The sequence below is a fragment of the Paenibacillus polysaccharolyticus genome (assembly GCF_900102085.1).
Lineage (GTDB): Bacteria > Bacillota > Bacilli > Paenibacillales > Paenibacillaceae > Paenibacillus > Paenibacillus polysaccharolyticus.
Genome location: NZ_FMVM01000014.1, coordinates 39,204 through 63,457 on the forward strand (window position 1 = coordinate 39,204; position 24,254 = coordinate 63,457).

General features: G+C 47.1%; 13 protein-coding genes. 2 read left to right on the forward strand and 11 right to left on the reverse strand.

Features of this window, described 5'->3' with window-relative positions; translation table 11 throughout:
* Positions 1-59: 59 nt before the first annotated feature.
* On the forward strand, positions 60-767 hold the full coding sequence (locus BLQ13_RS19360) for a suppressor of fused domain protein (protein WP_090923153.1): 708 nt from the start codon (positions 60-62) through the stop codon (positions 765-767).
* Positions 768-956: 189 nt separating this feature from the next.
* On the opposite strand, the gene BLQ13_RS19365 is transcribed toward BLQ13_RS19360, so the two are convergent.
* The 10 genes from BLQ13_RS19365 to BLQ13_RS19410 all read right to left on the reverse strand — a co-directional run bounded on the left by BLQ13_RS19365 (position 957) and on the right by BLQ13_RS19410 (position 15,274).
* A complete protein-coding gene (locus BLQ13_RS19365) occupies positions 957-1,781 on the reverse strand; it encodes a hypothetical protein (protein ID WP_090923155.1) in 825 nt (274 codons plus the stop codon).
* Between the two features lie 26 nt (positions 1,782-1,807).
* The gene (locus tag BLQ13_RS19370) at positions 1,808-3,388 is read right to left on the reverse strand and encodes a glycoside hydrolase family 43 protein (protein WP_090923157.1); all 1,581 of its coding nucleotides are present in this window, start codon (positions 3,386-3,388) and stop codon (positions 1,808-1,810) included.
* Positions 3,385-4,284: a carbohydrate ABC transporter permease gene (locus tag BLQ13_RS19375; RefSeq protein ID WP_186375587.1), complete on the reverse strand. Its 900-nt coding sequence runs from the start codon at positions 4,282-4,284 to the stop codon at positions 3,385-3,387. Before BLQ13_RS19375 ends, BLQ13_RS19370 begins: the two co-directional genes overlap by 4 nt.
* A gap of 15 nt (positions 4,285-4,299) precedes the next feature.
* Positions 4,300-5,274, reverse strand: coding sequence for an ABC transporter permease (locus BLQ13_RS19380; protein ID WP_186811797.1), 975 nt, complete (start codon positions 5,272-5,274; stop codon positions 4,300-4,302).
* A gap of 321 nt (positions 5,275-5,595) precedes the next feature.
* On the reverse strand, positions 5,596-7,269 hold the full coding sequence (locus tag BLQ13_RS19385) for an extracellular solute-binding protein (protein ID WP_244159385.1): 1,674 nt from the start codon (positions 7,267-7,269) through the stop codon (positions 5,596-5,598).
* Positions 7,270-7,421: 152 nt separating this feature from the next.
* Positions 7,422-9,026 (reverse strand): response regulator transcription factor, encoded by a 1,605-nt coding sequence (locus BLQ13_RS19390; protein WP_090923160.1) that lies wholly within the window; start codon positions 9,024-9,026, stop codon positions 7,422-7,424.
* An 11-nt stretch (positions 9,027-9,037) separates the two neighbouring features.
* On the reverse strand, positions 9,038-10,840 hold the full coding sequence (locus BLQ13_RS19395) for a sensor histidine kinase (RefSeq protein WP_167375786.1): 1,803 nt from the start codon (positions 10,838-10,840) through the stop codon (positions 9,038-9,040).
* Between the two features lie 81 nt (positions 10,841-10,921).
* Positions 10,922-11,629, reverse strand: a complete 708-nt coding sequence (locus BLQ13_RS19400; protein ID WP_090923164.1) for a DNA alkylation repair protein — start codon at positions 11,627-11,629, stop codon at positions 10,922-10,924.
* 436 nt (positions 11,630-12,065) lie between these two features.
* Positions 12,066-14,243 (reverse strand): 1,3-beta-galactosyl-N-acetylhexosamine phosphorylase, encoded by a 2,178-nt coding sequence (gene gnpA / locus BLQ13_RS19405; RefSeq protein WP_244159386.1) that lies wholly within the window; start codon positions 14,241-14,243, stop codon positions 12,066-12,068.
* 2 nt (positions 14,244-14,245) lie between these two features.
* Complete coding sequence (locus tag BLQ13_RS19410; RefSeq protein WP_090923166.1) at positions 14,246-15,274, reverse strand: glycoside hydrolase family 88/105 protein; 1,029 nt, start codon at positions 15,272-15,274, stop codon at positions 14,246-14,248.
* A gap of 177 nt (positions 15,275-15,451) precedes the next feature.
* Between BLQ13_RS19410 and BLQ13_RS19415 the strand changes: the two genes are divergently transcribed.
* Positions 15,452-16,426: an AraC family transcriptional regulator gene (locus BLQ13_RS19415; RefSeq protein WP_090923168.1), complete on the forward strand. Its 975-nt coding sequence runs from the start codon at positions 15,452-15,454 to the stop codon at positions 16,424-16,426.
* Between the two features lie 108 nt (positions 16,427-16,534).
* Here BLQ13_RS19415 and BLQ13_RS19420 read toward each other — a convergent pair whose 3' ends face one another.
* Positions 16,535-24,253, reverse strand: a complete 7,719-nt coding sequence (locus tag BLQ13_RS19420; protein ID WP_090923170.1) for an S-layer homology domain-containing protein — start codon at positions 24,251-24,253, stop codon at positions 16,535-16,537.
* Between the last annotated feature and the right edge of the window lies 1 nt (position 24,254).

The window sequence follows — 24,254 nt, forward strand, 5'->3', positions numbered from 1 at the left end:
CACACGATATGATATGATGAAAAAGCGAATACATTATTTGGTGCAAAGGAGCAGTAAACATGTCTAATTCATCTGAATATTCGCCTTCTGGCGTTCCTATTATTCGTCATAAAGATTTGGATCGCGAGTGGCAATCTACTTCTTATGCAACAACCGAATGGCTGCAGCGGATTGAGAAACACGCGGATACATATCTTGGTGAAGCCGACTCTGTGTTCCATGAGCTGGTGTCCGATAGAGTTCATATCGATGTCCATATCATTCGTCCAACACCTGAACGTAATTATTATACGTTGTATACCACAGGTATGAGTGCCTTGCCAATGAATACGCCTGAAGATGCAGAGGACTATGAGTATGCAGAACTGATGATATGTTTACCTCCGGATTGGCCTCTATTAGAAGAATCCGATAATTACTGGCCGATCCGATGGTTGAAAACGATGGCTCGACTGCCACATGACTATGATACCTGGCTGAGTTGGGGTCATACAGTACCCAATGGCGACCCGGCAACGCCATTTTCCAACAATACAGATATGTGCGCCTTAATCGTGTTGCCTCCACTTGAGGTTGAAGAGGATTTCCTCACACTGGACATGGGGGGTGGGCAAACTGTGCACTTCTATGCGATCCTTCCCATTTATCTGGAGGAGCTTGAACACAAGCTGGAGTATGGCTTGGACGCTCTGCTTGATCAATTTGAAGCACATGATGTGAACGAAATTTTGGATGTAAACCGGGTCAATACCTGCGGGAATGCGTAGCATTAATCATTGGACAGTCCTCTGCAATCCCTACTGAGCACGACTTGAATACAAATTCATGAAAAGGCTTCAGAAGACATGAAGGAATGCATGGTTTATGCAGTTACGAACGCTTACAGAAAGCATTAAACGGCCTTACTCCCCATTCATTAAAGGATTAAGGCCGCCTAAACCATTTTATTTTCTTAATTAATCCTGGACCTGTTGGTCCAGCTTCATAAACTGTTGAAATTCTTTTCGAGTCATTTTTTTGATCGGTTTAACCTTTTTGGCTGCTGTATTATATCTAAAAAGACTCATTTGATCGGAAGGGTACTCACTAATGTAATCAAACGATTTCCCGTTTTTGTGCCAAAGGATAACCCCTGTACTGATATAGTTTGTTGTACGCGGTATATACTCAAAAGTACCTTTCTTCGCATCGTATATGGCTAGTGAACTCTTCTCTGTATTCCCGTATGAAATCGCGAGCTTATCCTCCACAGGTGACCAGTTAAGTGAAGGGATACTCTCTACGCCTTTCTTACCTTCCTCTGCAAGGCGATCATGTAAATTCGTGGATTCACCTGTCTTCAGGTTCACAAGAATGACAGCATTACCGGCACTTTTTGCTGCCTGCACAGCCACCCAATTACCTGAATTTGAATCAACAATACGTATTATTTCATGCCATTTTTCTCCCAAATCATCGGCTTTTATTGTCTGTTTCATCTTTCCTTTAGAAATGACAATAGAACGAATTACTTTGGATTCTGATGCAGGGACGTTTTCTTCCGCTACGATGTTTGCGATTAATTCAATATTTTTCCCATTCCAGATCACTTTGTTCTTACTTAACGTTTTTTGGAATTTGGGAACTTCTTGATACAAATCGGGTTCTACCGATGCAGATTTTACAGAAGTTAATGATGTCATCTTACTACCCTGATCAGCTGATACTTGAGAGACCCCAGACAAAGTTGTCATGACTCCTATCGCTAATATACTCGACAGGATGGTTTTTGCAGCTTTCATTATACAATCTCTCCTTCAATGAGAGTTTAATTGTACGAACCGTATTCGAACCAGTCAAAGTCGGCAACCTGATCAGAAGACTTACCATTACTGCTACTAAACATGCCGATACAGCACCCAACAAAACCACCAGCCACTTCCGTGCTTAAGCTGGTCGTATTCACTTGTCCTGCAACCAGATGATACTTACTTCCATCTGTACTGTAGTAGAAGCTGAGTTGTTGTCCTAGCGCCACCATTTTAATGTAAACACGCGGAGTTTCTCCATCCAGCACAACTTGGCCAACCTGTGATTCCTCACCACCAAGCCACGTCATTACCCGCAGCACCTGCTGCTCACCTTCACATGCACGTTCGATTCGCACGTGATACTGGTCATTCTGGATAACCACCAGACCCGCCGTCTCATATTCATGTTGCGGCACAAATTCCATCGCAGTCGCTGCAACATAATCCATATGCCGCTGCCGTACACAGACAAAGCTGGAATTCTCAAGTTCCTTCAATGTTTGCGGTTTCAGCTTCAAGCGCAGGTAACCTTTGCGTTCAGTCAACGAGTACAGGTTCTCCTGAGGATTACGCAGGAACATCCACTGCAGGCCCAATTCATCATTGTCAAAATTTTCACAGCGCAGATCTGGTTCCACAGGTACTGCTGGCAGATTCAATACCCCCTGCTCCTCCAGTTTGCCCAGCCCTTGTTTGACGACAGGCCAGCCATCTTCCCATTCCACTGAAGCAATGAATGTCTCACGACCAAGATTACTGAAAGCCCCACCATATGGTCTGGAAGCCAGCATCACCATGAACCATTGACCGTTAGGTGCCTGTACCAGGTCAGCATGTCCAACATTAATAACCGGATAATGCTTGCCCATATGACGATGCGTAATAATCGGATTATTCGGATTGCCGACGTAACCTTCGGTCAGACTGTTGCTACGTGCAATCGTAACCGCATGGTTCAGACCTGTGCCACCTTCGGCAATCATCAGGTAATAATACTCACCCATTTTGTACAGATGCGGTCCTTCCGGCCAAATCACATCTACCATCGCCCCACGCCACAGAACATAGCTGTCTCCGACCAGCTTCATGCTACCCAAATCCAGTTCACGAAGCCATACTTCCCAGTTTCCGTTGTAACGGACGCCTTCCGAGCAAGGCCGTGTACCTAAATAGTATGCTTTGCCGTCTTCATCGAAGAATATGGTTGGATCGATACCTTCCGCACCTTCAATAAAATAAGGATCAGACCATGGCCCAGCTGGATCGGTAGCGGTTACAACAAAGTTCCCACCATGAGATACATTCGTTGTGATCATATAAAAGAGTCCATCATGATGCCGAAGCGTCGGTGCAAAGATCCCCTGCGAATGCCCTGCGCCCTCCAGATTAAGCTGAGACTCACGATCCAGCACATTGCCGATCTGTTTCCAATGAACCAGATCACGGCTGTGAAAGATCGGAACGCCAGGAAAATAGGCAAACGTGGATGTGACCAGATAAAAATCTTCCCCTACCCGGCAGACAGACGGATCTGGATAAAATCCTGGCATGATCGGATTGTTAAACGTGCATTGCTCGCCTTGATTAACATTGTTCATTCTTTTACCCCTCCAATGGTGAGTCCAGTGACAAAATATTTTTGCAAGAATGGATAAAGCACGACAATAGGCATGGCTGTCACAATGGTGATGGCTGCCCGAATGGATACGGGGGTGACCATATTCGTCACATTTTTGTATTGATCCACATTGACCGTTCCCCCTTGTGACGTTGCCGAAGATAACAGCTTCATCAGTTCATATTGCAAGGTGGTCAAATTGCGGTTACCTGCCGTATAGAGCATGGAGTCAAACCAGGAGTTCCACTGACCTACAGCAATAAAGAGAGCCACCGTAGCCAGCACCGGCTTAGAGAGCGGAAGCACAATGCGCATAAAGATGCGGAAATCTCCTGCACCATCCATTTTCGCCGATTCAATCAGCCCTTCGGATAACCCCTGAATATAGGTACGGATGACAATCATGTTGAATACCCCGATGAGTCCGGGAATAATGTAAACCCAGAAGCTGTTCAGTAGCCCCACTTGTTTGATCAGCATGTATCCAGGAATCAAGCCGCCGCTGAAATACATCGTAATCACAAAGAGTGTCGTTACAAACTTGTTGAACATGTATTCCTTACGGCTCAGTACATAAGCCAGCATGGCTGTACAGAAGAGCTGTACCACGGTTCCAATGACCGTTCTGGCAACTGAAATAAATGCCGCTTGGGTCAGATGTGGATTTTGGAACACAGAAACATAGTTTTGCAGCGTCCACTCTCTCGGCCAGAGATAGATTCCCCCGCGAATCGTATCCAGACCGTTATTGAAAGATACGGCAATGGTGTTTAAAAAAGGATATAACGTAACAACCATAACAAGCAACATAAATATGCCATTGGTGATAGAGAAAATTGAGTCACCCAGGCTTCGTTTTCCGCTAATTCGATTCACAGCGCTGCCCCCTTATCATATCAACCGCTCTTCACCAAGAGATTTGGCAATCCCGTTGGCGATAAAGATGAGCACTAGACTGACCACACTTTTGAAGATTCCTGCCGCGGTGGCAAGTGAGTAGTTTCCAAGATTAATCCCGTATTTTAGAACAAAGATATCAATCGTCTCGGATACATCCTGCACCAGTCCGTTCCCCAGCAAATATTGAATCTCAAAGCCTGCATTCAGTACGTTACCGACGTTGATAATCAGCAGGATAATGATGGTTGGTTTGATACTCGGAAGTGTGACATTCCACATTTTACGGAAACGACCGGCTCCATCAATGGATGCTGCCTCATACAGACTTGGATTAATGGAAGCCATGGATGCGAGATAGATAATCGTGCCCCATCCAATCTCTTTCCACATGCTCGACAGACCAACGATGCCCCAGAAGTATTTGGGTTCGGCAAAGAAATTAATCGGCGCATCAATCAGCCCCAGCTTGGTCATCAGCACATTCACAATCCCGTTTTCCGTCGACAATACATTCGCAACAATGCCTGTCACGATGATCCACGATAGAAAGTGCGGAAGATAAGAAACGGTCTGCACGACACGTTTAAATAAAACCAGCCGTAGTTCGTTAAGCAAGAGTGCCAGACCAATTGAACCGACAAATCCAAGAAACAGACTGATCAGACTCATCGCCAGTGTATTGCGAATGACACGCAAGAAAGTCGGGTCTGTAAATAACGTTCGGAAATGATCCAGTCCTGCCCAATCCTGCTCCATAAAACCAAGGCCTGGTCTATAGTTTTGAAAAGCCATGAGCCAGCCCCATAAAGGCCCATACGCAAAAATAGCAATAAACGCAATGAAGGGGAATGACATCCACATCAATTGGCGCTGACTTTTCATTCTGGACAAGTTATACCCGATCCAGCTCTTTCCCGAAGGGATATGACTGGTGTTGACCGAGGACTGTAGCTCCTTTTTAGCCATGCTTTTCTCTCTCCTTGATTACGAGTTTTATCTATATCATCCGAACCGGGATTCGGATGATTTCGAATCCATTCCTGTCCAATGGTTACACGTTTATGTGTGGATTAAGAAAGGCTACAGGATATCCCATAGCCTCTCTGCCTTAAACCTAGCTATTGATTACTGATATTGATTTCTTACTAGTCGTATTACTCTTCACACCACTTATCATGCTATTTGTCATATTTCTCTTACCGCAGTACTTTTCGTAAGGCTTATCGTATTGCTTATCTTGCTTCTTATCGTATAATCTGTCTTACTACTTGCATCTGTTTCACCTGTTTAACCCCACAGCTCTACACGTCTGCGCACCTCTTCGGTCAGTGCATCCTCATAGGCTTTGATATCTGCACTTTCTTTCAGTGTGGATTGATATTCTTCCCACGCCTGATCGAACTCTGCTGGTGAGGTCATGATCACTTTAGGCAACCATTTGCGTTTCACATCGTCCATCTTCTGTCTGGCAATCGTTTCTGGTTTATTCGGTTCAAAATTGAACGTGTAGATCGGGAACCATGGTTCATTCTCTTCTGCTGGTTCCAGAAAATCCGTGAATTTAGTGTATCCGTAAGCCTTGAGCACTTTTTTATCAATGTCATTCAATGTAGCAAGGTATTCTTCAGGCTGTTCTTTCGGGTCCATCGCGTTTTTACCGTCTGCTGTCATGCCTTCATGGTGAGGGAAATATACCAGCGGGCTTCCAGTGTTGGCGAGTACCCAGTCCGGATCTTTCAAATTGGCACGTTGCTCCTCGTTACGGGAGAATACGCCTTTGTCATCCACCTGATAATCTACATCTTTCTGTCCCCACGTTCTCAGAACTTCCGTCTCCGGATCAAGCAGATCATTAATGTATTGAAGCGCTCCTTCAACATCTTTACAGCTCTTCGTGATCGCTAGTCCGCCGTTGACGTTCAGAATCGGCTTATGCTGATAACGTCCTTTTACATCTTCGGACAACGTAATGGACAGTGGTACATACGTTCTTTCATACAGCTTTTGTTTGACCAGAGAAGCCTCTGCGTCGAGGAACTGCCATCCCTGGTCGACCATTCCCAGTACGCGTCCCGTTGAAATTTTGGAAATGTACTGATCGTAGTTGGCTGTGAACGTTTCATTGTCGACGAGCCCTTTGTTGTAGACCTCATTGATCTTTTTAAAATAAGCCTTGGCTTCCGGAATCGTATTGTAGTTTTTCGCTGTTAACGTAGCCTTGTCGATAATAGCGGCACCTTCGTTCGGGTAGCCTGCCAGGAACAACGGCGGGTTCTCCAGTGCGAAGTAACGCCAGTCGTAAGAGATGATCTCAAAACCAATCGTTGGCTGACCATTAATCGTTGGATTTGCTGCTTTGTACTTTTCAATCAAATCGAAATATTGATCCAGCGTTTTGATTGTTGGATAGTTCGCCCACTCCAGCACCGCTTTTTGAATCCAGAACGCTTCACCATCATGGGATACTTTCATGGACTCACCCTGTAAATTTCCGAATTGCGGAATGAAGTAGATATGACCATCCGTTGAATTCTTCATTTTCTTCCAATTGTCACCGAGATAGTTTTTGATATTCGGATATTTGTCGATGTAGTCTTCGAGTGGCACAAGCGCACCGGCAGATACTAATTGCTGTGTACCATCACTGCCATCAATAAAATCCGGATACTCTCCGCCTGCAATCATTACTCCAATTCGTTCTTTGGCGGTCTGACCTGTGAGCCAATCCATCGTGACACGCACGCCTGTCTTTTCCTCAATAGCCTTCATTACGCGGTTATCATCAGGTGCGAGCTTGCCTGGTACAGCAAAAAATGCGGAAAACTGCTTCAGTTCTTTGCCGTCTGCCGTCTTCTCTTCCGTTTTGGATGACCCCGGCGTACAACCGGCGAGCACAACCGTAAACATCAACGTGAGTAGAACGAGTTGCCTTAATCTTTTTCTGACATCCTTTTTCATCATGACCCCTCCAGCGAAGTATGTTGAGAGACACTCTTTAGAAAGCGCTTTCCAAAGGTTGATTTAAAATTATCATTGTTACTTGCACTCCTCAACGGGACAAATTATAGACCTCATCCCAATAATTCCAGATATACAAAAAATCCTACTCCCCCTCAAGGCGCGCAGGATGATGAATCCGAGTTATGCATCGTTTGTGCCCTTTTTCGATACTGGGCAGGCGTCTCTCCCCTGATTTTCTCAAACCGGTTAATGAAATAATCGGAGTCCCGATACCCGACCTTCGTTGCAATCTCATAGACTCTATAATCCGTTCTGCGTAACAATCGAATGGCCTCGTCAATACGAATCTGATTCAGGTAATCACTGAAACTCACGCCATAATGCTTTTTGAAAATCTGGCCCAGATAGGCGCTATTCATGAAAAAATGCTCTCCAAGCAGCTTCAAGCTGACATTTTCCATATAGTGCTCATGAATGTAAGCCTCGACTCGCGCCAGTACACCCATTGCATTCCACTTCTGACGCTCTTTCAGCTTCTCCGCACATGTGTATGAAAAGTCGCAGAGATTCTCGATATTCTCTTCCATGGACAGCATGGCATAGTTCGTCTGCAGAAATGTGGACTGCATCCATTCCTCATCTGAATTCAGATCCGTATCGTCCCTGTTCACCAATCCAAGCAACGTGTACGCCAAATAATGAAGATGAATGCCCACGATGCCCGGCTCAATGCGCTGCTCCAGAAAAAATTGAAAAATGGCCTGCGCATGACCGCGTATATCTTCAGTCTGTTGCTCCTCGATCGCTTGAATCAGTCCGTCAAAGAGCTGTTTCTCCCGTCCGGCTGGTTGATTGGTGAATACACTTGTGTCCATATGTTCAAAATAATAAATCGGCCCGTACGCACTAAAGAAACGTAAACTTTTAATCTTACCGCAAGAATAATAGGACTCGTGCAGTTCCTCCAGCCTGTGCACTTCCTTGCCGACATAGATGGCTATGGATGCACCCTGTATCTGACTTAGCTCTGTATACAGCCTTGTGACGTATTGTTCCAGTGATAATGCCTCACGCTTCAGCAACAGGTCGGTCACAATATGCAGCACTCGGTTTTTCTCACCTGTAAAAGATTTCAGGACATAGCCTGCATGATTCTGATTGATATGGGCTTCCACGAGCAGACTCCCATCGTTCTGCTGTTGTTCTCGCTCCGATTCCGTTTCAATCATCAAGCATCGCAACTTCGTCATTACATCCCCATATGAGACCTGGATACTGGCGAGTGTATCTTCATCTGCCGTTCCAAGCAAAATCGATTGCACCTGTTGAGTCATAACGATATGTTCCTGTTTTTCCTGATGCCGCTTTTCTTCCGTTCTTTCCATGAAAGCCTTGCGGAAGGCCTCCAGCACTTGCAACAACTCCTCCTTCACAATCGGTTTAAGTATATAATCGTTCACCTGATATTTGATCGCTTGTTTGGCGTACTCAAACTCATAGAAACCGCTAAGTAACACCATCTTCATCTCGCCGCCGTATTGTTCGTAGATGATTTTCGCGAGTTGCATGCCATCCATTTCCGGCATTTTAATGTCGGATATGACGAGGTCGGGCCGCATTGTTCGGATACATTCGAGTGCCTGTACCCCATTAGAGGCCTGACCACAAACTTGAAACCCAAGTGAATTCCAATCGATCAGCAAAATCAGTCCTTGGCGAATAAATGGCTCATCGTCCACAATCAGCACGTTGATCATATTCTCGCTCCTTATCCCTGAGATGCTTGTACAAGCGGAATTTGTATGCGAATCGTAGTCCCCTTGTACCTTTCACTGTCAATGCTTACTTGCACACGTTCATCGAAATACATTCGAAGCCGAATATATGCATTCATCACTCCAATGCTGCTCAGTTCGCTAAGCCGTTCCAGACTCGGATCAAGCAACATCGTTCGAATGAGTTCCAGTTTGTCCTTCTCCATGCCAACTCCAGTATCTTGGATCACAATATGTAGTTGCTCGTTATACTTCTGGAATCTGACTTCCACGACTCCATCATTCAAGCCACCTTCAATACCATGGATACAAGCGTTTTCGACAAACGTTAACACGGTCAGCTTCGGAATCTTCATCTCCAATATCTCAGCATCGGTAACGTCAATAACGAACTGTAACTTCTCGCCAAACCGATATTGCTGGATCACCAGATAACTTTCGACAAAACGAATCTCATCTTGAATGCTTACGAGATCATTGCCCCAATTAATCGTTTGCCTGAGCAGCAACGCCAGCTTCTGAATGATATCAGAGGTCTCATGTTCATCCTTGATCAGACTCCGCATGCGAATGGTTTCTAGTGTATTAAACATAAAGTGTGGATTGACCTGACTCTGTAGCGCCTTTAATTCAGCCTGTTTCTTGGAAAGTTCAAGCGCCTGCCGTTCGACCTGCCCTTTAAATACGATCTCGATCAGATTCCTGATTTTGATGACCATCGTATTGTAACTATGGGTTAAGCTACCGATCTCATCCTTGCCCGCAGGTTCTACAATCACTTCAAATTTTTCCTGTTTAACTTGATCCAAATGCGTTGCAATTCGGCCTACCCTGTGAACAAGGGATCTGGAAATAAGCCAGATAAGTAGTGTTGGTACCAGCAGATTAACAATAATCAGCAGAAGCAGATTGAATCTGGAATCCACGATCTCCGTCAGAAAATCCAGCTTCTCTCCACGCACAATAATCTGCCAATTTTCCGATACGACAGGAATCAATTCTGTGGATTGCCCTTCATCCTTCCCCATGGCGGACATGAGATGGAACGGCTTCCTTGCCTGATTCATCTGGGCATCATTGGAGAAAATAATCCGGTCATTCGAAACGATATAGATTTTGCCGCCCGCTCCCTCATTTTTGAACGATTTGTTAATGAAGGCGTAGTCGAGATCTACCTTCAATACTTTTTCCACCTGTTGTTTCCCGAAATAATTGAGTTTGCGTATCAGACTAACCTTACGGCCACCTTGAGTTTGCGACATCTCTGCTTGCTGCTTGTCAAAATAGGAATAAATCATCATCTGATCATCTGTGTTCATGAGCGCCTGATACCATTCACTTTTTCGAATCTCATCATTCAGCTTGATAAAGTTACCGCCATTTACAAACGTATCGTTATCTACATAAAACGTCACCTGATTCACTTGCTGATAACTGTAATAATACCGAACCAGATTGTTGCCGCTCAGCATATCATAATATGCAAAATAATAGTCTTCCTGATTGTTGTATTTGGACTCCATAAACCGATTCAGCGTAGCATCCGTATATAAAAAATTGGATACGTACAGGCTGTTATCCAAGCTGTTCCGAAGATTAAAGCGAATCCGTTGCTGCATTTCGTTGATCCGGCTCTGTTCTTTGGCTTCAATCTGTCCTTTGATGCTTTGATAAAACACGGCATTAGTTGCCACCACAGGAACCAGCACACAAAAAATAAACATTATGTATAACTTCGTTCTAAGACTCCAATCATCCAGTAACTGAATACGCTTACACTTTAACTTGCGTTTCATGTCGTTGTTGTCTCCCCCACCCGTGTCATCCATTACCACCATTATAACGAGCCATGGTGATAATGGAATACACGTTTCGGACTAACATCTTACATATTTGCGTTTAAAACCAAGCTGATTGCGGTCCAGTGCCTTTTGAATATTGTCGGAAGCACTGATCTGCTTGCTTTTCGGCTTGTCCAGACCCACTTCAAGTGGGCCAACCCTTTTGGCCGTTTCCACCGCTAGCTCATGCAACGGAACGTAAGACATGGCGACCGTATAGATAAATAGATTCATGGCTATTTTGGCCCGTTCAGGCGCGCTGTGAATCGTTTGTTCTACCTGCTCAAGCATCTGTCTAAGTTTACTTTCCTCAAACTCGGTATCCTTGCGGCTGCCCAAAAGCCAGCAGTAACAACTCCATCCGCCGGACATTCGCAACTCTTCTCTGCTCGCAATCCAGGTGTCTGCAACCTCCTGGGCAATATCCGTCTCCGCTAAAGTTACAGCAACGATATAATCGGACACCATATAGAAATACGCCGCATCCATCCAGCGATCAAAATCGGCGTGGGTCATCACTTTCGGGTCAGCAATCACACCTGCAAAGTACATGGCATCATAGTTGCCTGTTGCATACAATTGCTCAGCAAGCGGCTGATTTTTCTTGATCTGCTTCGCCATCGGTTTCATCGCCCCTGTCGCAACTCCAAACAAGGGTTCATGCGCACCGTTGGATATATAGATCTTTTTTGTACGTTCTTTGCCCAGAGCCTCAAGCTCTTGCATAACCTCGTTTACATTCATGTGAGCAGCTCCTTTGGAAGGATTAAGTTTACACGGACACTCCGATGACAGAAAATCCTTCTAATCGCTGTTATCCCCAGATTTTTTTCAATTCTCTCTTTCAATGGAAAAATCCGGTGATAAAGGCGACCGCTTCGCTTTTTCAGTTTTTTTCTGTCCTCTCCGTTAAAGTGTAAACTGAATCCGTTTAGTCTCATAGTAATTAAAATCAACTCGCGCTATACATAGCTTCAAGTTTTGACATAACTTTTCATTAGTCTAGCACATCAGGCCGTATGTCCATACATGTAACGTATGGCATCATAATAAATTTGTTTGTGCCACAAAAAGCCCAAGACTTATAGCGTATGTGCTACAGGTCATGAGCTTTTTTGTGTGGGAACTAATCATTTCCAAGGTCGATTCGATAACAGTACAATATGGAAAGTAGCTGATATTATACCGAAGCCTGCGCTCCAATCTGGGTAATCATTGTATCAAATGGTGCGATATCAAACCTCTGCATCCCCTGTTCCGTGTCAATCGTCGTCGTCTGCGCCTGATCACTGTTGTTGATTACAACCAGCTTGCCGCTCTCGGGATAATACGCACACTCGGTATACACATTATCCGTAATATACTTGGTATTGTGTTGCTCATTACCTGCAAAGCGGATCAGATTCAGCAGCAGTCTGGCATTCGCCCAGTTGAATTCGAACGAAGACAGATAGATTCCCTTTCCTTTGCCAAACGCATGTACAGACAGTGCAATGTTCCCTTCCGTTTCCAGCACCACCTCGGCCGTTCCATCGGTCAGATAACGTTGCGGCTTGCCTTTCACTGTTGCACCTTCTGGCACAAGCTCATGCCGATCCTGCACGTCATAGGCCCATTTTCCATGCACTACACGCGCACCTGTATCCTCATCCACCCCAAGCACATGAGCCATTCGGAAAAAGGTATCATAACCTTCCACAGCCGACGGCTGGTTGATGCCAATAAATGTGCCTCCTTCGTGCACCCAACGGGTGAGCTGATCCACACACGTCGTGTCATTCCAGTGCTCGCCACCGCTCCATGCAGAACCGGCTCTTCCAGCATTAATGACGACATCCACCTCGTTCAGCACGCCTTGGCGAATATCTTCAAAATCGATAAAGCGTACATCAACCGGCAACCCGGCTAACGCCTCATTCACATGAATCAAGTCATGCATGTAAGTCTCATGAAAATGTCCCGACAACGTCCAGGATCTCAATCGGCCCCAGCTATGAAGCACAGCCACACGCGTTTGAAGCTGCGCAGGTTTGCCTGCCTGGTGCAATGCTTTGATCTCCCTGAACTCGTCTGCGACCTTCTCGATATATTCCACAAAATCAGGATAAGTCTCTACCAAATGCAGGTATCCGCCCAGGCCAATCCGGTCGATTTTCTCGCGCAATAACGCGCGCCGAATGTTGATCCAGTAATTTTTGGCATCAAGCGTTGGGTTCCCACCCTCCTTAAAGGTAGGTAATCCACCTAACCCAACGGGGAACAGATAGGGATGCAGGCGAATTTCATGTGTTTCAGCCTTGACGCCCGAACACATTCTGGCCTCATAGCCAGAGAACACACATTTGATCATGCCATCGAAGCCAAACTCTTCAAAGCGGTCGTTGTAAGGCTCCATGCCTACCCAGCTGTCATCGTAAAATACATAAGCCAGCTTGCCATGCTGATGCACGATATCAATCAATTTTCTGCCAAAATCAATGACAAAATCATTGATAAATGCCATCCAGTCCAGCTTGCGCTGCCCCGCAGGCATATGGCTGACCTGGTACTTTCCGCCATTCACAAAATCTTCTGCGGTGAGTGCATAGCCATATTTTTCCGCAAATAAATCAAGCCCTCTTGAACTAACCGTGAAATCGTAAGAGCCCCAATCCGAGAACAGATGGCGGTTGCGCTCATCACTGCCCCAAATCCAGGCAAAATTATAAAAGAGCGACGTGAATCGAACAACCGTTGTTTCGGGGTGAGCAAGGCACCATTTTTCCATCCAATCCAATAGATACGTTTGCGTGTCTGCATAGATGGGGTCGATCTGCATCAGGTGTTCTTTGTCCCAGTTGTTGGTTGTGTGATTATACATAGATATTTCTTCCCAGATACGATAGACCATGAAACTTACCGTGTATTTATGCCAAGGGGTGATGCCAGTAATGACTACGTTGCCGGATTCTCTTTCGTAATTCCACTGTGTTCTCGGTACTTCCTGTCCGGTCGTCCGGTCGTACACCTGCCAATACTTCAACGCTTCCTTCGAATCGTTCACCTTGAATTGTTCGGCAAAAAAGTCCTCCATCAGATAGATGGAGATATAATCCTGAACGGCTACCTTCGGCTGAGTAATAAGAAAACATTGCTGGAGCTTATCCTTATTCCTTGATGCCCACTCATTATGATCCCGAATGATACAGATCGTCGAATAAATGCCGTATCCGGCCTGAATGATCTCACCCGACAACTTTGTCCCGTCACTATCTCTGATCACATCGGCTCCCCACCGCTCAGCCAGCTCCAGCGTCAGTGCTTCATAACCGGATTCTCCTGGTAACGTGAAAGAGCCTTTGGTTGATTTCGGCAACATGTTCACTCTCCTTGTCGTAACATATCCGACAGAAATGCCAGTGCCAGTCCCTGACCCCATCCTTGAATCCAGTCTTTCGGAATGTTGCGGTACCCATCGCGATCCTTCATCACAGCTGTTCCGCCGGAGACCCCGAGTACACGTCCATCCTCGCTGATATGGTGCAAAATACCGCTAAGGGCCTTTTGTACATATTTCGTATGCAATGGGTTGCCGTTATTAATCATAGCCGCTGCAATACCGCATGATGCGGAAACTTCCTCATAAGATTCCGCATCATCCAGCACGGTACGCCATAAGCCATCTTCCGTCTGCAGCAACTTGATAGCCGCAAGCTGATCACGCAAGGAACATTCAACGTCCATACATTGCGGATACAAGTACCACTCTTTGAGTTGCGGTTTGACCTGTGACATCGTATAAGCTCCCCATGCATTCGCTCGTCCCCAGTAAAAGCCGGACATGTGATCCTTGTTCACGTTGTTATAACCGTGATACCACAGGCCGGTGCTTGGATCTTGCAGGTATTTGATATGCCAGTAATACTGATTCAGCGCATCCTGAATCATCGCTTCGTCCTTCAGCTTGCTACCCACTCGGAGCAGGAAAAAAGCCGCCATAAACAGCGTATCTGCCCAGGCCTGTTCAGGAAAATCATTCGCTGTTGATACCGTGTGCTGTAACACCCGATCGCCAAAGCGGAGCGCATGATTTTGCAAATAATCCACTTTACTCATGACGGTATCCCAATACTTCTGATCGCCTGTCTCTTCGTATAACGTGATCAATACATGTCCCATTGCACATGTATTCACCGTCCAGCTTGGCAAGCCTAGCTCTATATATTCATCCGCCCACTTCACCAGCCTGTCCAAAATCTCCGGATCACCTGTCGTTTGGTAAGCTCTCGCTACTCCGTAATAGGCTACGCCGCAGGGCCAATCCCAAGTCAAATCCATATCCAGTGTTTTTCTCGTTACGTTCTGAATAACGTTTAAAATTTGTTCACGGTCGTATTTCACTTGCAGCATTGAAATTCCCCTCTCCTGCGCACACTCCTCAAATTGAGTTTAAGAAGTGACCGTCTTGTGATGTAAACGCTTTACTTATTTCATTGTACGCAGTAAAATAGTTTGCATCTAAGCATATTCGTAACAAAACTGCGCAATTTCGATCATTTATAATCCGACGAATAGGAGCAGCCGGACATGCCCAAACCGAAAAAACCTGTCATTGAATACCGCCATTACAGCCTGCCCATAGACTTTCCTGTTCTGCTACTCAGCGGGGAACGCTGGAAAATCTCTGATATGAAGAGTGAGCACCTACACTTCCATAATCATATGGAGATTGGCATCTGTTACTCCGATGGAGGTGTAATGGAGATCAAGGGAGAAAACGTTCCTTTTCGAGCCGGAGATGTTACATTCCTACCTCGTTACCTGCCCCATACGACATACAGTTCACCTAATACGGCAAGCAGGTGGGCCTATCTCTTTTTTTCGCCAGAGGAACTGTTCCAGCATTCATTAAAAACACCGCAGAGTAACATGGAGCCCAATCTCCGAGCTATTCAAGCAGGTCGTTGTGTGTTACATAAAGATCAATATCCGAAGGTGTATATGCTGGCCACATCGATTGTAGAGGAAATCCAGCGGCAAACCCCATTCTATCGAGAGAGTGCGTATGGATTATTAATGTCGCTGTATATTGAGTTGCTACGAATTCATGCGAGCGATGAGAACGGGCTTAGCCGAGAGCAGAAGCTGGAACTAGAACAGATGCGGGAAACGGAAAGGCAGAGCCGTCAGCCTGATCTGGTTATATCCCCTGCCCTGGAATTTATCACGAGGAATTACATGATGCCGGTGACGATTGATGAGCTTGCAGAACTGTGTCATCTAAGCACCACCCATTTTCGCCGCAAGTTCCATGAGATTATGGGTACGACCCCTCTTGATTTTCTAAACAGTACACGCGTAGAAGAGGCTTGCAAACGATTAAAAAGTACCGATGCCTCGGTGCTCTCGATCTCTGAGCAAGTCGGGTTCAGGTCCATTTCCAGCTTCAACCGTTGCTTCGCCAGATTAATGGGTGAGTCGCCGAAGGCTTGGCGCACAGGTACTCACATGGAAGCCCAATCAGCCAAAGCATCTATTTTGGCATTTACAGGCTGGGTCTAAACTACATAAAAAAATCCCGAAAGTCATTGCAGACTTCCGGGATTTTTGAATTTGTTCTTATGACTGTTGCACTGCTGTATTGTTGCTGTTTCTTGTTGCCGCCATTACTTACAGCAAATCCAGTTCTACAAGCAATCTGCGGACCAGGGTAGCCATCTCGGCACGTGTTACCGGAGCCTTCGGCTCAAGCTTCGTTGCCGACTTGCCTTGAATGAGTCCAAGCTTCACTGCTTGCGCAGCACTGTCTTTGGCCCATCCAGACAAGCTGGAACCATCGGTGTACCCTTCAAGTGCGCTGACAGCACTGCTTGCTGCCGGTGCTGTATGTCCTGCCATTTCATAGGCACGAATCAGCATCACCATCACTTGCTCGCGTGTCATCACATCCTGCGGCCCAAACCGGTTACCACTATATCCTGTCATCAGGCCATAGGTTGTCGCCGTTGTCACGACATCGTTATACCAGTCCTTCGCATGTACGTCTGTGAATGGAGCAACTGCACCCTGAGCTGCATCCGTACCCGGCTTCAGACCCAATGCTCTTACCATCAGTGCTGCAAGTTCGGCACGTGTCATGCTGCGTGCAGGCTCGAAGTTTGTAGCGGATACCCCGTTTAAAACAAGACGTGATGCCAGATCTTTTACAGCCTCAGCTGCCCAGTGATTTTTCATATCACGGAACGACGTTTCATAATGAACAGGCAGATACACACTGTTAGTCATACTGTTTGCCATCGCGATCATACGTCCTTCTCTGACTTCAAAACGCGTCGGTACATGACGCAGACTGCCGTCCGCTTCAAGTACAACAACTGTGGAAACCGAACGCCCATCCTCACCTTGAGGCAAATTCAGTTCTTTCGTTGTCATACTCAAAAGTTTGTTAATTTCAACGGTTTTGCTTCCATCACTTGCGATCATATCAAAGGCTACAGGCGTTCCTCTCGGAACGATGCGACCATCCTTCGCCAGTTTGGCAGCTTGTTGTTCGTAAATCGCTTCAGGCTTACCGACATTCATACTAACTTTGATATCCTCGCCCTTCTGTCCAGGGAACGATGCTTCCAGTGCCTGCATATCGAGTGATTTCCAGTTCAGTCGATAGCTCCCCCAATCGCTCTCCAGATCCATCGAAATGTTTTTGGCAGCGAGCTGTTTAATAAGGTCGGCATCGAGATCAAAACGCAGCTTCTCCATCTGACCCGTTACATGCAGACGAATTCGCTGATCTTGCTTCGCAGCTTCCAATAAAGCCTCCCTTACCGGATGAGCGATAACCGTTGGACCGTTAGCTCCCGGTGTAACATCCACCAGTAACAGGCCTTCTTGCTTCACCCCATTCAGTTCCAGTGGAGCCTTGAGGTCACGGCCTGCGGCTTTACTGTCAATCACAATACCACCCACTGTTAATGGGCCTGAAGGTATATTGGATGCAGGTGGTTTATGGTTCCCTGTTGGCGTTACATCTGCATCCGCCGAGATCCGTTCATTGACTTTCACAGCTGCGGAAGCTGCCGTGACAAGCTTAGGTTCTTTGACCGTACGTTTGGCGATGACCACCCATTCACCTGGTTTGGCTTTAATGATTTTATCAGCAGGCAATGTGCTCCATCCGCTGATATCCTGCTCAAACGTAGGCAGTATCGCCTGTGTTTGACTCGTAAAGATACGGTACGCCAGTTCACTGCCAGCCATGTTTCCTTTGTGTCCGGCTGCGCTGATCGCCACACGTGTCTCTCCTTTTTTGCCTGTGCCAATCGTTGATGCTTTAATCGTATCCATGTAATCCGGTGGTGCCGTTCCCGTCTTCGGTGCCTCGACAGAGACCACATCCATGGTGCTCAGTTCGGTACCCTGCCAGTTATAATCTGCCTGGATCAGTGAAGCCCCGACACGTTTACCGGTGATCATTCCACCCTGTTCCAAGGATGCATTCGCGTCCCCGTTAATGATGCTATATGTCATTTTGCTGCTGTCTACAAGCTCGCGTGTGCCATCTATGTACTCCACATAGGTCTGGACCGGTGCTTGCTCTCCGCCTGCAACAAGTCCTTCAGGCATCACCATTTTCAATCTGCGTGGCAGTTTGAAATCTCCGTTCAACACCTCAACGACGGCTGAGTTGACATTGCCAGCAGCATCCTCCGTTTTGATCCGCAAACGGGTTTTCAAACGACTGCTGTCCAATGGAACTTCATGTTTGAAATCTCCATTTTCGTCAGGCTTAAACTGTGCCAATGTTTTGTCACTATCCGCATCTGTTACAATAATCTCGGCATCGGTCATAGTCGTCCCTTGCACGATCGCTATGCTGCCTTGTGCACGTTCCCCCTGTAAAGGTGAATCCAGATAGATCATTGGAGCTGTGGTATCCACGGTGATATATAGCATCGTTACCGATATGTCCCCTGTACTGGTGTTTCTCGCCTTGAGCTGAACGGCATACACGCCATCCACTGCAAAGTTAAATTTCATCTTGTCCGTCGTGCTCAGGTTGTACGTTCCCAGCACGCCATCATCTGTAGAAGCCTCTACAACCACGTTAGGTTGATTCGAAGCCGCGCTCACTGTTACTTCATTTGAACCGGTCACTACTTCTACTTTGTTATTCACCACTTGTTTATTGTTCAGCGAGAGTACCGGTCCTGTCGGAACAGGCAAAAGTTTTCCATCACTGTACGTCGTGGTGGACAGACGCAGGTTGCCTTTGTCATCCGAGGCAGGTTTACGCGCAACCGTAACGCCCATGCGATACGTTTTACCTGGCTCCAGTCCGGAATGACGAGCGCTCTTATCTTCCGTCTTATTCGCGTCATCATCCATCACAATGGTACCGTCTGCATTGCGGAGCACCTTGCCATCCGGTCCCAGTTTAGGGGTACCCAGTGCATTCCAGCCACCGACAGTCACATAATATTTGCCATCCTTCAGCGAAGCTTTCAAATCGGATTCATTGTACCCTTCCTCACCAAACGGATCATACAATTGTCCTTGTTCATCCGATGCAGTCACGATATACGTGAACTCGTCGGCTTCTTCCGCAGCAGTTTTAGACATTGCCGGGAAAGCAAGCTCGAACATGCCGTTACCAATGCTTCTGGTTTCTACAGATGGCACGGCCACTGGAGCCAGTGGATCGACAAGCGTATAGGCCTCTTCAGACGACAGGACAGAGAACGCCATATCCGTCTTAAGCTCAGTTCGCAAATAATATTTACCTTGTTGCAGCAAACCACGAAGATCGGCTCCACCCAAATAAGCGATATTCTTCACGTCAAAGGTCATCTCACCAGAGGCACGACCATCTGCATCAATGTCAGCACTCTCGATTTCAATGCCTTTGGCGATCATGATGCCTGGATCAACCTTCTCATCCGGTGTCACTGCGGCTTGCAGACGGTCAGAGGATAGATACAGGTCCACAGTATCCCCTGCTGAAGCATTGTCCACCGTCCAGCGTGCTGTGAATTGATCCGCATCTTGCACATTCACTTCCAGAGCCGTGGAACTCAGTTCGGGGAGTACCGGAATATTCATCAGTTTGGATTTAACAGATTGACTGGAGGTTAGTGTCCAACTGCCTGTTTTTGCATCCTCTTGCGGAATCGCAATATAAACGCGGCGCACGTCCGTGCTTTGTTGTTCTTCCTTCTTGGTTACGGTTGTGCCGTCCCCCTTGAGATCACCTTCTTTTGGAGCTTTAATGATCTGTTCAAATGCGGTTGCATTCTTGTCAGTTGCTTCACCAAATACGATGTTGTACGTACTTCCGTCAGCCCGTTTAAGGTTCAGCGTTGGTCTGGTCGTTGTAAAATACTCCACTTCCAGCAAAGCATCCCCTGTCACTCCGTTCATCGGGATCACATGAGTCTTGCCTCCATTGGACGTACGGATGCCGCCAATACCGAGGTTCTGGGAGCTGTCTTCAATCATATCGATGCCATCTTCAATGGCAGTGTATCGAATTTCGTAACGCTCAGGCTCTTCATTTTCCCATGAGGTTGCCAGCGTTTTAATGCCGGTACCGATCTGTAACAGACGTGGCCCCTGCTCTGGGTCGTTAATCGCCAGATGTGCGAGTGCTTCGTTGTCCAAGGCTGAGCCATCCGTCATAAACGATATCCCGCCGCCCCAATAATACTTGATGCCCAGCGTCAGGAACAACAGCGAGATGCCTGCCCACAACTGGTCGTTGTTGGCTCCCGCCCGGACACCAAAGCCCATGCCGCCGACAACCGGCACCGAACGCGGCACCTGTATTTTGGAGCTGACCATGCCTTCAAAATCAACGCGGCCCTTTTCCAGATTCTCACCGATAAACAGACTGGCACTACCCACAATTACATCCCAGCCGCCGACATCAATCTGCGCACGGGCACGAATAAACATCGGACTCACCCACTGTGTCTGGATCAGCGCTTCAGTCAACATTGGAATCACTTTGCTGCCTTCGCCAAAACCCAGTTTGCCGACTACTTTGAAACCTGTTGCTTTCAAGGTCAGGTCCACGCTACCCGAGAAAACGGCAGGTTTCTGACCAATCTCCATGTCGATGCCTGCTTCAAGGGTGAGCGGCAAACGCTCTGTCCCGCCAGCGATGGTCATCGCAAGTTCACGAACCGCTCCGCGCAAACTTGAGATTTTCGTAGCCGGATTAATACGAATTCCCGGATCAGGAAGGTCTGATCCAAACGCAATGACGTCAGGAATAATCCGTCCATCTGGAACACGCTTGAAAGCAAGCTCTGCACTGATCGAGAACAAGTTCTCCAGCTTGGCTTCAAAGTTAACCCCGTAGGAGTTCATCACACCGTATTTATTCGGGTCTTTATAATGCGTAACATCAATGCCGCCTTTGATGCTGTCTTCCGAGCCTGGCTTGAACAAACCAATGCTGTTATCCAGTTGGAACTTCAATGCGGATTCGATCCCTACAAACCCCGATTTGTTGAACATGACGTTCTTCACTTCACCATCGACGATAAACATTTTTATCGCACCGCCAAAAGAAACGCCATCCTGTCTCAATATGAAATCATTCAGCTTCAAGCCAAACCCGTTCAGCGAGAAGGATGGCGTGGTGAACAACGTATGTTTATTAAAATATACATACGATACAAGCAGTGTGCGATAAGGATTGAGCGCATCACCGATCATACCGTTCGCCCACGTCAACGTACCGTTCAACGTCGGGTCTTCCGGGTTACGCCCCTCTTCCCATGCTTGCTCTTCTTCGCTCAATTTCGATTCGGTTCCAAGCGACTTGTCGAATCCGTTATAGAAATCGACGGTCCATTCACCGGAATGAAAGACAAAACCGCTGTTCGCGACACTTAACGTACCGTCTCCGCCTACGAAGAGCGCCTGCAAGAACGGCGTGTCCGTACTCCCTCTCAGCCGATCAGCAAGCGGGAATTTCCCGGTGGAGATCGTCAGATCTTTACCCTTGTAGGCAACACTTTGGTTCAGAATTGCCGGTTCGGTATCCGATTGAACGGTGTATTGGGCGCTCGCCCCCGTACCGGACTGCACGATTTTACCGCGCACTTCGAGCACAACTTCCTGCTCTGCATCTTCGTCCAGTCCATCTTTGAACGTTTCGAACGCTTTCTCATCCTCAAACGTTTCCACTGCATATACGGGTGTTCCTGATGCATCCAATGCTCCAGCAATATCCAGTGCAGGGTCAAGTTTGCGTGAAGCAGCGACCATCTCCTGTTTCGCTGCCACAAACCTTGCTCTGTCCTGATCAAGTCTGGTTTTGAACTGTGCATCCGTCAGATTGCCATATGTCCATGGCAGCACATCTGCAAAAGCTGCTTTGTCACGCGCACCTGCACTCAAATCCAGTTTGGTTTTATATACAGCGAGAATACCTGCCTGACGAACCCGATTCTCTTCGTTGTCCGTTACAGCAAACGTCTGACTTGTTGTGAAGCTGAGTGCTTCCGCCAGCTCGGGAATCGTTTTGTCCTTGTAATCGAGCTGTACAGTGTACTCCCCAAGCGGGAGAACGGAATCATGGAGTACTTCCAGTGTTGTACCATCTGGATTCACCTTTTCACCACCGCGATAGACCAGCTTGATATCTCCAGCAAATCCATTTCCGAGCGGTTGGGTTGTCACGGAGCGAGTCACTGGAACCTTGTAACGATCCCCGTTCTTCACATTGACAAGATACATATCAAAATTAGCTGCGGTTGATGTCGCTGCGTTACCGACATTGTATGCCGCAATGTTGGACACATTCAGCGTGATGTACTTCTCATCCTTACTGAACGTTTCCTCCGGTGACAAAGCGTACACCAGCGTTTTGCGAAGCTCGCCAACGGGTGGCAGGAAAATAAAACCGGCTCGTGACGATTCATAGATCGCACGAATCTCCGATTCAGGGAGCTGTTTGCTCTCACTGATCGTTGTCTCCAGCTTTTTCTCCGTTTCCGGGCTACTCACCGTCACCATGTATTGGCGTGTTGAAGGCCAGGCTTTGCCTGTACCCTTGACCCGCCACTTGGCTGCAACTACTTCGCCCGGTTTATATGGAATATATTCCACACCTTGCGCAGCTTGCTCCGGTGGAACGTCTTTGCGGAACGTGAGCTTCTGGCTTCGTGTGTTCAGTTCCTTGCCATCCTCGTCCACAAAGTTCAAACCGTTCTCCAGGGTCAACGTAACATCAATCTGGCTATGGTTCATGCTGAACATTTCCAGATTCTCGATCTCGGTGTTGACTTCAAACACACCGTCACGCACGTAACCTGTCTCATCCTCGTTGGTCTCCAGCTTCTGTGTTGGATCAAGGAATCGCACGTCGAACACTTTCTCCGGTGATACAATCTCGCCCAATCCGTATACAAGCTCATACGTATGCTGACCGCCCGCTTGTACCGCATCAGGTTCCCAATAATAAGCTACAGCTGTATCAGCTGTGCCATATTTATTCGTATCCTGGGTATAATCCAAATTCTCGTCGGGTTCATAATCCCATTTTGTGCCGGCGAGGTTAGCCCAATGTCCAACGATCATCTCGTCGACAATGTTGATGCCACCCTCAAACAAGTTGTTGAAACCGTAGGCAATCACGTTCGTTGCAGACGGATTGCCCGGTTCCAGCTTGTCCCGCATAACCCAGTAGGCTGGCAGTTTGTGCAGGTTATAGGTCTGCTCGTCCACGTTTTTGTTATACCCAAGCTTCTCGGGCTCATGTACCAGCTTGCGCTCTACCGTCAGCGGAACCGAGTAGTTCTGCCCAATCTGAAAAGCGGGTCCGTCATTGCCTCCAACCGATGTGTCGAGCAATACCCGAGAGCCAATTTCCACTTTGGCATTCGTTGTATTTTCCACAACGTACTGGACGCGTGCGTTACCGCCCTGATCCTTGTCTTCTTTCAGTAACAAGGTAATAATCTGGCTGATCCGAATTCCTTGAACGGTCCACACGGTAACGACACTTTGTGTACCATCATTTCCTGTAACAACCTTCGGAGGGGTTACCTCCGAGGTCCAGTTCGGTGCCATTTTATAGGGATTACCGAAGATCAAATCAACTCCGTTAATCTTAAACGTTGTAAATGAAGTCTCCGGATTATCTCCACCAAAGATCATGTCTACTCCGTTGTCTTTTTTACGGATAGGTTGTCCGTCTTCCGTACGAATACTGAAGCGGCCGCTTGCGTTATCCACAGTTACTTTAATGAATCCGTTCTTGATCGATGTTGTTCCCGCAGCAGAAACCGCAGCGGCAGCAATATGGAGCGGCAACATGCTGATCAGCATTACTGCAGCCATCATCGCCGCAATCATCCGTATGATATTCTTCCGTCGCATG